This is a genomic window from Arenibacterium halophilum (genome assembly GCF_005938225.1).
Taxonomy (GTDB): domain Bacteria; phylum Pseudomonadota; class Alphaproteobacteria; order Rhodobacterales; family Rhodobacteraceae; genus Arenibacterium; species Arenibacterium halophilum.
This window is the reverse complement of the sequence record NZ_VCPC01000001.1, coordinates 841132-853601: the sequence shown is the minus strand read 5'-3', so window position 1 is coordinate 853601 and position 12470 is coordinate 841132. Positions and strand designations below refer to the sequence as shown.

The window sequence follows — 12470 nt, the reverse complement described above, 5'->3', positions numbered from 1 at the left end:
CTTCGGGGGTTAACGGGGCATCGGCACCTGATGCGGCGTCGTGCCGGTCAGGATGGCGCGGGCATCGCGGTGCATCAGCGTGGTCAACGGCGCGGCATCGCAGCGCAGACCGCCGGTGAAAGTGCCGTAGGCGGGCATCACGATACGGTTGCGATCCACCAGAAATGCCGGGCGCGAGATGCTGCGCGCACCCAGCCGCACACTTGCCTTGGGGTGGTAATGGCCCGAGATCTCTCCGCTGGCGCCGTCGCGTGCGATATGACGAAAGGTCAGCGGGGCGTGCAGCAGTTCGGCCATGTGCATCCCGCCCAGTTCGATCGGGCCGGGATCGTGGTTGCCTTCGACCCAGACCCAACGCCGCCCGGCCTGAAGCCGCGTGATCCACAGCCGTTCCTCTTCCGGCAGGCCGCGCGCGGCATCCAGATCGTCGAAACTGTCGCCCAGGCAGATCACGGTGCGGGCGTTGGTGCGCAGCAGGTCGGCCGACAGCCGGTTCAGCGTGTCGCGCGTATCATAGGGGGGCAGGGTGGCACCGCCGCGGCGGGCAATGCGCTCGGCCTTGCCAAAGTGCAGATCGGACACGCAGAGCAGCGACTGGTCGCGCCACCACAGCGCGCCCGAGCCAAGCGCCAGAAGGCTGGCACCGGCCAGCGACAGGGGCAGGGCGTTCATGACTTGTTCCATTGGGTCTGAATCGCGCGGGCGCGCGGGATTTGCAAGCGAAAGATGCCGGGGTCAGGTGGCGGGGGCGAGGCTGTCGAGCCCGCTTTCAGCGAACAGCCGCGCGGTTTCTTCGGCCAGCAACCGTTCTTCGGCCGCGCCGGAGACGGGCACCTTGCCCACCTCGAGCAGGAGCGGCGCGGCCAGCGGCGTCACGCGGTCCAGCCTCAGGTGATCGATGCGGCCCTGCACGCGGGCGCACATGTCTTCGATCCGGGCGAAATCGACAAGGCCGCGCCGCGATTCCTCGCGCGTGATCTGCATCAGCAGGTGGTCGGGGTCGTATTTCAGCAAGGTGTCATACAGGATGTCCGACGAGAACGTGGCCTGCCGCCCGGATTTGCGCTGCCCTGGCATATTGCGCTCGATCAGCCCGGCGATGGTGGCCGAGGCGCGAAAGGTACGTTTCATCACCGCGTTGCCGGCCAGCCAGCTGTCGAGACCGTCGCGCAGAGCGGCCAGATCGAACAGCGGCGCAGGGTCCGTCACCGGATCAAGCCCCCAGATCAGCGTGGCATAATCGGTTGCGACAAAGCCCAGCGGGTGCAGGCCGGTGTCTTCCATCCGCTTGGTCAGCAGCAGGCCCAGCGTCTGCATCGCGTTGCGGCCCGCGAAACCATAGACGCAGGTGTGGGCGCGGCCGTCGTGCGGAAAGCTTTCGACCAGAAGCCGCCCGCGCCGGGGGAGGTGCGACACCTGCCGTTGCAGATGCAGCCAGTCGGCGGTGTGGCGCGGCATCTCGGGCCAGTCGTCGCGGGCGAACATATCCAGCATCCGTTCCGACAGTTGGGTCGAGGTGGCGAATTTCGTGCCCATGAAGGTGGCGATGCGGGGCTTCTTGTCGGCACGGCGCGTGACCTCGACCGTCATCTCGCGCAGGCCCTCGTAGCGCACGATCTGCCCGCCGATCAGAAAGGTGTCGCCGGGGGTGAGCGTGGCGGCAAAGCCTTCCTCGATCTCGCCCAGTGGCTTGCCGCCCCGGTTGCGGCGCAGGCGCACCTTCAGCGTGTCGGTGTCCTGAATGGTGCCAATGTTCATGCGGATGCGCTGGGCGGTGCGCGGGTCGCGCAGCTGCCACAGCCCGTCGGGGCGCTGCACCAGCCGCTGCCAGCGGTCATAGGCGGCCAGCGCATAGCCGCCGGTGGCGCAGAATTCGAGGCAGTCGTCGAATTGCGCGCGGCTCAGCGTGGCATAGGCGCCGGTGCTGGCGACCTCGGCGAACAGATCGTCGGCGTCGAACGGCCCGGCGCAGGCGCGGATCAGGATATGCTGGCACAGCACGTCGCGGGGGCCGGGGCCGCGCGGTTCGCCATCCAGATCGCCCGCCGCCACGGCCTGAAGCGCGGCGATGCATTCGACCACCTCGAACCGGTTGGCGGGCACCAGCAGCGCCTTGGAGGGTGCATTGTAGCGGTGATTGGCGCGGCCGATGCGCTGCACCAGTCGTTTCACGTTTTTGGGCGCGCCGATCTGGATCACCAGATCCACATCGCCCCAGTCGATTCCCAGATCGAGGCTGCCGGTGCAGACGATGGCGCGCAGCTCTCCGCGCACCATCGCCGCCTCGACCCGCTGGCGCTGGGTGCGGTCAAGGCTGCCGTGGTGAATGCCGATGGGCAGGCCGTCGTCATTTGCCAGCCAGAGGTTGTGAAAGAAAATCTCGGCCTGCGCGCGGGTATTGTGGAAGATCAGCGTGGTCTTGTGCTGGCGGATCTGGTCGAGCACGGCGGGAATGGCATGGGCGGCGCCGCCGCCGGCCCAGGGCGGCAGCGCATCGGTGTTCAGCATGGCGACATCGGGCGCGGGCCCCGGATCGGCGTGGACGATGGTGCAGGGATCGGGATGGCGCGCCAGCAGCCGCGCGATGGCGGCGGGGTCGTCGACCGTGGCCGATAACCCGACCCGCGCCAGACCGGGGCAAAGCGATTGCAGGCGCGACAGGGCCAGGAACAGCTGATCGCCGCGCTTGCTTTCCGCCAGGGCGTGGATTTCGTCGATCACCACGCGTTTGAGCCCGGCAAAGATGCGCGGGGCATCTTCGTAGGACACCAGCAGCGCAAGGCTTTCGGGCGTCGTCAGCAGGATATGGGGCGGATCGGCGCGCTGGCGGCGGCGCTGGGTGGCCGAGGTGTCGCCGGTGCGGTCTTCGATCCGGATCGGCAGGCCCATATCCTCGACCGGGCGGCGCAGGTTGCGCCCGATGTCGGCGGCCAGCGCCTTGAGGGGACTGATGTAAAGCGTGTGCAGCCCGGCGTGGTCGCGCGTGGCGAGATCGGCCAGCGTGGGCAGGAAACCCGCCATCGTCTTGCCACCGCCGGTGGGGGCGATGAGCAGCGTCGCAGGGTCATCGGCGCGCGCGAACATCTCAAGCTGGTGCGGATGCGGTGCCCAGCCACGCGTGGCGAACCAGTTGGTAAGGATGTCGGGAAGGTCTGCCATGCCCTGCGCTTGTGATGGTGCCAAGTGGCCATCATGTATGGCCGGGGCGCGTCATGGCAAGCGGTGCTGGTTGGGGAGGTCGGGCAGGGGGCGCTGCCCCCGTCCCTGCGGGACTCCCCCGGGATATTTGGCCCCAAAGAAAGCGCGGATCAATCCGCTTTGACGGCGTTCATTTCGGCGATGATCTGGCGGATCTCGGCGGTGAAACGTTCCGGGCCGATGCCGGCCGAGTTTTCCGACCAGACGCTGAAGCGTTCGAGCAGGGGCATGAAGGTTGCGATTTCTTCGGCCGTCCAACTGGACAGGAATTCGCCCATCACGAGATATTTGAACTGGCGCGCGGCCTGAACGATCGCTTCGCCGCGCGGGGTGAGGGTGACGATGGTCCGGCGCCCGTCCTGCTGGCTGACGTCGCGGCGCGCCAATCCACGCGCGATCATCTCGCTGACCTGACGCGAGGCGCGCGATGGGTCGATCCGCAGCCGTTCGGCCACGGTCGCGATCATGGTTTCCTGTTTCGCATCTGGACCGAATTCGTTCGAGGGCGCCCAGATGGCCACCAGCACGTCAAGCTGGGCAAGGTCCATTTCCTTGTCGAGGCCAAGTGCGGCAAGGGCATCATGCCCGAGTTCGCGTTTGAAATAGCGACGACGCCAGTTCTGCAGCACGGCGTCGATATCGAGCGCGGCGCGGGTGACGTCTTTTTCGATACCGGCTTCGGCAAGGAAGTCGATCATGGGAAGGTCGCGTTCGGGAATTGGAATCTCCATCGGTTATCGGCAGGCGGGATTTCTCCCCGTGTTGGGGGAAGTTTACGTGCTATTGACATATAATTGCAAGCGTCACATTTATAAGGCAACCTAACCCGAAACGCTTTGTGCGTACCGTTCGGAGAGCGCTTGTTCCGCCGGGCGGCAGTTTCTGTCAGGACATCCATTGAGTAGCCCAACGCCGCCGAATGCCACCGAACCTGTTGACTGGAGCCGTATCAGGTTAGTCTTTGCAGCCGTGGCCGTCACTCTTTTTCTTGCCTCTCTGGGGCAGACGGTTGTGACCACGGCGCTGCCCATTATCGTGGGCGAATTGGGTGGGCTGGACCAGATCACATGGGTGATCACGGCCTATCTTCTGGCGGCGACGGTGGGCGCGCCGATCTTTGGCAAGCTGGGTGATCTGTTCGGTCGGAAAAAGGTGTTGCAGGCCGGCATCCTGGTGTTTCTGACGGGAACGACGATCTGCGCGCTGGCGCCCAGTATCTGGGTTCTTGTGGCGGGCCGCGCTGTGCAGGGCATGGGCGGTGGCGGATTGATCGTGGTGTCGATGGCCACGATTGCCGACGTTCTGCCGCCGCGCCAGCGCGGGCGGTTTCAAGGCATTCTGGGCTCGGTTTTCGGGTTGTCGACGGTTATTGGCCCTCTCGCTGGCGGCTTCATCGTGCAGCATTTCGACTGGACCTGGATCTTCCTGATGAACCTGCCGATCGGGGCGGTGGTGTTTGTGCTTCTGGCCGTCCTGCTGGAAACCCCGCCAGCGCGCAAACGGGCAAGCCTTGATTATGCCGGGGCCATCGGTTTGTCACTGGTGCTGTCGCTGCTGGTCGTGATGGCCAGCCTTGGCGGCAAGACGCTGGCCTGGGACAGTGCCGAGATGGCCTTCCTGATGCTGGGCGCGGTGGCGGCGCTGGTCGGGTTTGTCGCAGCCGAGAAGCATTCGAGCGAACCGATCCTGCCGCTGGGTCTGTTCGGTATCAACAACTTCGTGGTGTCGAATTCGGTTGGCTTCATCACCGGCGTCGCAATGTTTTCGACGATCACCTTCGTGCCGTTTTTCCTTCAGGTTGTGAAGGGCGTCAGCCCGGCGATGTCGGGGTTGTATACCTTTCCGATGATGATCGGGCTGATCGGCGCCTCGACCCTGTCGGGGCAGTTCATGTCGCGCACCGGGCGGTATCGTATCCTGCCGGTCTATTCGACGCTGGTTCTGGCGCTTGCGATGGTGGCGCTGGGCTTTGTCGGGCCGCATACGCCCAACCCAGTGATCGGAGGCTTGATGTTCCTTGCTGGCGTCGGGATCGGGCCGGTGATGGGCGTGGGGGTGACCGCAATCCAGAATTCGGTGCCGGCGCGTATGGTTGGGGTGGGTACGGCCAGCGCCAACATGTTCCGCCTGATCGGCGGATCGTTGGGCACGGCGGCTTATGGCGCTCTGTTCGCGGCGGGGCTGGGGCGGCATCTTGGCACGGTGATGCCGGGGACGGATCCGCGCGCCCTGTCGGCGCAGCAGATCGCGGCCATGCCCGAAGCCACGCGCGAGGTGATTTCGCAGGGCATCGCCCACGCGCTTCACCCGGTGTTCTGGTGTTCAGCGGCGCTGGCCTGTGTGGCCAGTTGCATCGCGTTGATGATGGTGGAGCGGCCGCTGGCCGATACGCTGCCCGCGGCCGAATAGGGCGCTATTTCACGATCACCTCGTCCTTGACGAACATGTTCGCCCAGGCACGGTCCACCAACTCAGGCGTCATCTGATAGGGGATGCCTTCGAATTCGCAGATGGCGATCATCTGGTCGATCAGGAACACCGGCTGGTAGTTGGCATAGGTGTTGTCGATCGTGGGGTATTTCACCTTGAGCAGGTGCACGAGCGACGCCTCGTCCAAGGGCATGCCCTTTTTCCGCGCCACGAGGGCAAAGATTTTCAGGAAGTTTTCCTGGCTCGGGCCGTCGATCTTGATCTTGAAGAAGATCCGGCGCAGGGCCGCCTGGTCGAAGATTTCATTTGGGTGGAAGTTGGTCGAAAAGATCACCAGCGTGTCGAAGGGCACTTCGAACTTTTCTCCCGATTGCAGGCCAAGGATGTCCTTGCCTTCTTCCAGGGGAACGATCCAGCGGTTGATCAGCGCCTGGGGCGGTTCCTCTTGACGGCCAAGGTCGTCGACGATGAAGATGCCGCCGGTGGATTTCAGCTGTAGCGGGGCCTGATAGGTGCGCGCGGTGGGGTTGTAGACCAGATCGAGCATCTTGAGCGACAGCTCGCCCCCGGTCACCACGGTTGGCCGTTCGCAGCAGACATAGCGCGTGTCGAATCGTTTGGCGCGGCGCAGCGCGGTGGGATCGTCCTGCACCTGTTCCACGGCATTGTGCACGATCGGGTCGTAAACGGTGATGACCTGACCGGAATATTCGATGGCGCGCGGGACATAGACCTTGTCGCCAAGTGCGTCGCGGATGCCGTTCGAGATGGAGGATTTCCCGTTGCCGGGCGGGCCGTACATCAGGATCGAGCGGCCGGCGCTGACGGCAGGGCCAAGGTGATCCAGCAGGGAATCCGGCAGGATCAGGTGCCCCATCGCGCGGGTCAGCTGGTCGCGGGTGATCTGGATGTTGCGGATCGACTGGCGCTGAACCTGTTCGCGGTAGACATCCAGCGGCACCGGCATCGCACCGAAATATTCCGACTGCGCCAGCGCGTCCTGCGCGCGCGCCTTGCCCGCATCGGTCAGCTGATAGCCCATTTCGTTGCCGTTGTTGGCGTTCAGCGTGCCCATCGCCTCGAGCAGGCGTTGTTCGCGGGCCAGGTCGACAAGTTCCTGCGTGATCGGGATCGGCAGGCAGATCGCCTCTGCCAGTTCGCTCACAAGGGTGCAGTTCTTGCGGAACATCGTTTTCAGCACGATGTCGCGCATCATCACCATCGGTAGCCGCATTTCGGCCAGAGAGCGGGGCGGGGGCGGCGCGATGACGCCGGTCGTCTGCATGTTCATGTCAGGGGCCTGTTGTCCGTATGTGAACCTTTGCGCCATTGTTTCCGGCGTTTGTGGCCAGAGTGCGGCGCGACAAACGCCATTCGTGTCAGAATGCGATCATTCACAGGGGGGCTGAAGATTTCGTGAAGGCGTGCCCTAGCGGCCGTAGATGGCGCCCAGCAGCAGGTAGAGCGCCAGTGTGCCGCCAAGGCTCAGGCCCATCGGGAATTTCCAACCCATGTTCCAGCTTTTCCAGCCCGGCGCGATGCGGCGCAGGGGGGTGTATTTCACCAGACGGTGCGTCGCAAAGGCGGCCAGAAGATTGGCGGCAAAGATCGCCAGCAGCAGGCGCAGATCGCCCAAGGCGATATAGGGCGCTGCAGCGGCGGCAAATTTCGCGTCACCGGCCCCGATGGCACCGCCCGCGTTTAGTAGAAATCCGATCACCAGAACCACAACCATCTGCACCAGCCTCCAGCCGTAATCCGGGAGGGGCAGGGCCAAGGGGCCGATCACGACGAAAATCACGGCCAGCGCAATGACCGCCTGATTGGTGATGCGCATTTCGCGCAGGTCGGTGAAGCAGACGTAGAAGCAGATCGGCAGGACGAAGGGCAAAAACCACACTGCGGCCTGTGCGCCTTGGGTCATCGCCCTAGCTTTCCAGCGCCCGAAGCGACCGCACCGCTTCCTCGAAGTGCTGGGGATGGGTGTCGATCGATTCCCGCAGCAATTGCTTGCCGGTCTGTACGTCGCCCTGTTTCACCGCGGACAGCGCCAGCGTGTGCAATAGCTGCGCGCGCTCGGTCTGATCCATCGGGATCACCGGAAGGGTATAGTTGCGCTGGGCGCCCCGGGACAGGATCAGGTTGTTCTTGGCGGTGAACAGCGTCTGGTCCTGCCGGATCGCCTCGCCGAACAACCGCTCTGCCTCGGCGAAATCGCCGCGCGTCAGTTTGGAATAGCCCCAGTTGTTCATCACGCCGGCGGGCCGCGTTGTCAGGCCAACGGCGGTTTGATAAAAACTGTCGGCGTTTGTCCATTCCTTGTTGGCGTCGGCCACCATCGCTTCAAGCCGGTAGCGTTTGAATGTCTCATGCGTGGGGGGAATGGAATCCAGCGTGGCCTTGGCCTTGGTCCAGTCGCTGGTTCGGATCAGCGCATCGGCCAGGTCGACACTGTCCTCGGCCGTTGCCTTGGGCATCTTGGTGACCTTGGTCCAGGCGGCAACGGCCTCGGTGTTGCGCTTGGCGCGGACCAGCGATTGCGCATATCCCCGCTGCAGGTCGATCCGGTCGGGCTCGGCCTTGGTGGCGCGGCTGAAATAGCTGACCGCCTCGTTCGGGTCGGCCACCGTCAGCATCACGTCGTTGAGATTGGTTTCGTCGATGACATTCACATCGCGAAAGGCGCGTTCGACGGTATCCTTGCCGTCTTCAGCGCAGCCGGACACCACCATCGTGCCCGCAACAAGTGCCGGAATCAGAAACCCATGGCGCATTTTTTGCGTCCCTCTGCTCGTGCCGTGTCACTGGTTTTTGCGCAGTTCGAAATCGAGATTGCCGCGCTGTACCAACTTGTATTCTGCTTTTTGTTCGTCAGTATGGCCCACGTTTTCCGTTTTTGCGAGTGCAATTCGCAAATTGTCGCGGATTGCGTCACTTTCGCCATTGTCCAGCGCATAGGCCTTGCGGAAAATCTGTTCGGCCTCGGCGGTATTGCCGCGTTCCATCAGCACAACGCCAAGGTTGTTCCAGGCTTCGGGCCAGGTCGGATCGTCGCGCACGGCGCGGCGCAGCAGGTCTTCGGCCTGTCCCAGACGGCCAAGCCCAAGGTTCGCGCTTCCCATGCCCGAGAGGATTTCCGGCGTCAGCCCCTGTTTCAATGCCGCGCGGGTAAAGGCATCCAGCGCCAGTTCGTATTGCCCGGCCTGTATCAGGCGGTGGCCTACTTCGGTGCCTTCGACCGCCTCGCCCTTTGGGTCGACACCGGGGGCAAAGGGGCCATCGGGCAAATCTTCGATCCGGTCAGGACCGCAGGCGGCCACCACCGCGGCAACGGTGATGGCCGAGAGCAATTTCAGGATCGGTGCGGCCTGTCCCCCACCTTTTGAAGTCATGTCAGTTGTTGCCCATTGCGCCCAGGTTCGCGATGCCATTGGCCGAAGGACCCACAAGAATGATCAGCAGCGGCGGCACCGTCAGCCCCATTGTGGCAAGCGTCATTTTGGTTGGCAACTTGTTTGCGGCCTCTTCGGCGCGCATCACGCGCTTGTCACGCATTTCCCCGGCGAACACCCGCAGCGCGTCCGAAATCGACGTACCAAAGGTCGATGACTGGATCAGCACGGTCACGAAAGACGACACGTCCTGCACGCCGCAGCGGTCGCCCATGTCGCGCAGAACGGCCGATTTTTCCTTGCCTGCCTTCATTTCATAGGCGACGACGTCGAATTCATCTGCGAGCGCAGGGTAGGACGCGCGCAGTTCCTTGGCGACGCGCACGATCGACTGGTCCAGGGATTGCCCGGCTTCGACGCAGACCAGCATCATGTCCAGCGCATCGGGAAAGCCGCGGGTAATCGCCTCTTTGCGTTCTTCGACGCGGCGGGTGATCCAGTATTTCGGCAGGTAATAGCCGACACCGCCGGGGCCGACGATATACATCACCATCTGCTGCGAGTCGAATTCGACGCCCGCGTTCAGGACAGTCACATAGATCACCCCAAGGATCAGACCGATCACACCCAGCGCGAATTGCGCAAAGTGGAAAAAGCGAACCGAGTCTTTCGATTGATACCCGGCCTGGCGCAGCTTCAGCTGCATCGCCGAGAGCTGTTCCATATCCTGTGGTTCAAGGAAGCTCGCGAATTTCTGCAACTGCTCGTTGCGTCCGCCCTGGCGAAGCCGTTCCTTCTGGGGCTTGGATTTGGTGCTTTCGTTAACGTTGCGCTGGAGCTTTTTCAGCGGGTCTTCGGGTTGTTTCAGGAACATCACCACGACCAGCAGGATCATGGTGACACCAAGGCCGCCGACCACGATCAGCGGGCCGAAGGGGCCAAGCTGATCGGTAAGCAGGGTGTTGAAACTGTTCAGGAATTCCATGTCGGCACCTTACACCTTGATGTTGGTCAGAACGCGCATCACCACAAGGTTCGCCGACAGCAGGATGCCGACGACAAAACAGGCGGGGATGAAATAGGGGTGATCGAGCACCTCGTCGTAGTAGCCCGGGTCGTTGACCATGATCGCGCCCAGACAGAACAGCGGAAAGCCCGACAGGAACTTGCCCGACCATTTCGCCTCGGCGGTGATGGCATTCACGCGACGGAAAAGGCGGAACCGCGCGCGGATCACCTTGGCCAGACCCGACAGCACCTCGGCCAGGTTACCGCCCGATTGCTGCTGGATCGTCACGGCAACCGACAGGAACCGCATGTCCTGCATGTCCAGCCGCTCGGCCATTTCCTTCAGCGCTTCGCCCACGTCACGGCCATAGGCGCTCTCATCCGCGATGATGCCGAATTCGGTCGCCAGCGGATCCTGGATTTCCTTCGATACAATCGAAATGGCCGAGGAAAACGGGTGTCCCACGCGCAGGCTTCGCACCATCAGTTCGACCGCGTCGGGAAGCTGTTCCTCGATCATCGCCATGCGTTTCTTGGCTTTGCCGTTGACCCAGAAGAACACGCCGCCCACGCCAAGCCCGACAGAGGCAACCACGCGGATCGGCAGTTCGGTTTCCGTGCCGATCGTCAAGGCGAGGAAGGCCGCAACCGCCATGCCGCCCATGATCATGATCAACTGGCGTGGGGTGAAGGCAATCGCCGCTTTCTGAGCCCGGTCCGCCAGAAGCGAGTAGAGCGGCACCGAGCGCGATTTCATGTGCTGCTGCATTTCCTTGCGCAGCTGTTCCAGCACCTGTTCGCGGCCCGCGCCCTTGTCGAGCATTTCCAGCCGTCGGTTCACGCGGCTGTTGGCGCTGATCGATTTGCCGAAGGCCACAAGGTACAGGCCGTTCACCAGAACGACCACACCGACGAAAATCGAAACGTATAGGATAAGTTCCGTGGGGGCTTGCATCAGCGTGACTCCATCACGGTGGGTTCATAGATCGAGGCGGGCAGGTCATAGCCCCACATGCGGAAGCGTTCGGAATAGTGGCTGCGCACGCCGGTGGCGGTAAAATGACCGATGATCTTGTTGTCCGGGGTCAGGCCGACGCGCTGGAACTTGAAGATTTCCTGCATGGAAATAACGTCGCCCTCCATCCCCGTCACCTCAGTGATCGAGGTCATACGGCGCGAGCCGTCTTGCAGGCGGCTGGCCTGCACGATCAGGTTCACGGCCGATGAAATCTGCGAGCGCATCGCCTTCAGCGGCATCTCGATCCCGGCCATCGCAATCATGTTTTCCAGACGCGACACACCATCGCGCGGGTTGTTGGCGTGGATCGTGGTCATAGATCCGTCGTGGCCGGTGTTCATGGCCTGCAACATGTCGATCACTTCCTCGCCACGCGTTTCCCCCACGATGATCCGGTCAGGACGCATCCGCAGGGCGTTTTTCAAACAGTCTCGGGGGGAAACCTCGCCCTTGCCTTCCACGTTCGGGGGGCGGCTTTCCATCCGGCCCACATGGGTCTGTTGCAGCTGAAGTTCGGCGGTATCCTCGATCGTCAGGATCCGCTCCGAGTTGTCGATGAAAGACGACAGAGCGTTCAGGGTCGTGGTTTTCCCCGAACCCGTGCCGCCCGACACGATGATGTTCAGTCGGGTTGCCACGGCGGCCTGCAGATAGGCGGCCATTTCCTCGGTAAACGCGCCGAAGTTCACCAGATCGTCGATCTGGAGTTTGTCCTTCTTGAATTTCCGGATCGACACCAGCGAACCATCCACCGCAATCGGAGGCACCATCGCGTTGAATCGCGAGCCATCGGCAAGGCGGGCGTCGACGTAGGGGTTGCTTTCATCGACGCGCCTGCCCACGGCCGACACGATCTTGTCGATGATGCGCAACAGGTGGCGTTCATCTTTGAAGGTCACGTCCGACAGTTGCAACTTGCCGCCGCGTTCCACGAACACCTGCTGCGGGCCGTTCACCAGAATATCGCTGACCGTGTCATCCTGCAGCAGCGTTTCCAGCGGGCCAAGGCCCGTGACTTCGTCATAAAGTTCCTTGTTCAGCGTCTGGCGGTCTTCGCGGTTCAGCACGATCCCGCGTTCGTCCAGCAACTCGCCCGCGATTGTCGCAATCTCGTTGCGCAGCTCTTTCTCGGTGGCGTGTTCCAGCGCGGCAAGGTTCAGGTTGTCAAGAAGCGCACGATGCATCTCGATCTTGATCTCGCCCATCCGCTCCTTGCGCTTGCGTTCCTTGTCGCCTGCTGCGGTGTCCGCAGGCACCTGCTCCACCTTGCGACGCATCGAGGGCGCGGGTGTCGGTGCGGGCGTCGGCGTGGGGGCAGCCTGAGGGGCGGCGTGCACCTCTTTCGGCTTCGGCGCGGTATTGGCTGCCGGTGCGGCGGCGGCGGGGGCCTTGGGGCCGGGCTTCTTGTACTTAGAGAACATGGG

The 12470-nt window shown here is 63.1% G+C and carries 11 protein-coding genes; 1 reads left to right on the top strand and 10 read right to left on the bottom strand.

Annotated features, from left to right (window positions below):
• Nucleotides 1–9: 9 nt before the first annotated feature.
• The 3 genes from pdeM to FGK64_RS04105 form a co-directional block, all read right to left on the bottom strand.
• Entirely contained in the window at nt 10–672 is a 663-nt protein-coding gene (gene pdeM / locus FGK64_RS04115; RefSeq protein ID WP_138863058.1) for a ligase-associated DNA damage response endonuclease PdeM, read from the bottom strand.
• A 63-nt stretch (nt 673–735) separates the two neighbouring features.
• A complete protein-coding gene (locus FGK64_RS04110) occupies nt 736–3159 on the bottom strand; it encodes a ligase-associated DNA damage response DEXH box helicase (protein WP_138862501.1) in 2424 nt (807 codons plus the stop codon).
• A 149-nt stretch (nt 3160–3308) separates the two neighbouring features.
• Nucleotides 3309–3929 (bottom strand): MarR family winged helix-turn-helix transcriptional regulator, encoded by a 621-nt coding sequence (locus FGK64_RS04105; RefSeq protein ID WP_171053964.1) that lies wholly within the window; start codon nt 3927–3929, stop codon nt 3309–3311.
• 166 nt (nt 3930–4095) lie between these two features.
• Between FGK64_RS04105 and FGK64_RS04100 the strand changes: the two genes are divergently transcribed.
• The gene (locus tag FGK64_RS04100) at nt 4096–5607 is read left to right on the top strand and encodes an MDR family MFS transporter (RefSeq protein ID WP_138862500.1); all 1512 of its coding nucleotides are present in this window, start codon (nt 4096–4098) and stop codon (nt 5605–5607) included.
• Between the two features lie 4 nt (nt 5608–5611).
• Here the strand turns inward: FGK64_RS04100 and FGK64_RS04095 are convergent, their stop codons facing one another.
• From FGK64_RS04095 to FGK64_RS04065, 7 genes are all read right to left on the bottom strand, one after another.
• Entirely contained in the window at nt 5612–6919 is a 1308-nt protein-coding gene (locus tag FGK64_RS04095; protein WP_138862499.1) for a P-loop NTPase family protein, read from the bottom strand.
• Between the two features lie 138 nt (nt 6920–7057).
• A complete protein-coding gene (locus FGK64_RS04090; RefSeq protein ID WP_138862498.1) occupies nt 7058–7552 on the bottom strand; it encodes a prepilin peptidase in 495 nt (164 codons plus the stop codon).
• 4 nt (nt 7553–7556) lie between these two features.
• Nucleotides 7557–8402: a tetratricopeptide repeat protein gene (locus FGK64_RS04085; protein ID WP_138862497.1), complete on the bottom strand. Its 846-nt coding sequence runs from the start codon at nt 8400–8402 to the stop codon at nt 7557–7559.
• A 27-nt stretch (nt 8403–8429) separates the two neighbouring features.
• Complete coding sequence (locus tag FGK64_RS04080) at nt 8430–9020, bottom strand: tetratricopeptide repeat protein (RefSeq protein ID WP_138862496.1); 591 nt, start codon at nt 9018–9020, stop codon at nt 8430–8432.
• Between the two features lies 1 nt (nt 9021).
• Complete coding sequence (locus FGK64_RS04075) at nt 9022–10005, bottom strand: type II secretion system F family protein (protein WP_138862495.1); 984 nt, start codon at nt 10003–10005, stop codon at nt 9022–9024.
• A gap of 9 nt (nt 10006–10014) precedes the next feature.
• Nucleotides 10015–10983: a type II secretion system F family protein gene (locus tag FGK64_RS04070; RefSeq protein WP_138862494.1), complete on the bottom strand. Its 969-nt coding sequence runs from the start codon at nt 10981–10983 to the stop codon at nt 10015–10017.
• Nucleotides 10983–12467: a TadA family conjugal transfer-associated ATPase gene (locus FGK64_RS04065; RefSeq protein ID WP_171053963.1), complete on the bottom strand. Its 1485-nt coding sequence runs from the start codon at nt 12465–12467 to the stop codon at nt 10983–10985. Before FGK64_RS04065 ends, FGK64_RS04070 begins: the two co-directional genes overlap by 1 nt.
• Nucleotides 12468–12470 lie beyond the last annotated feature (3 nt).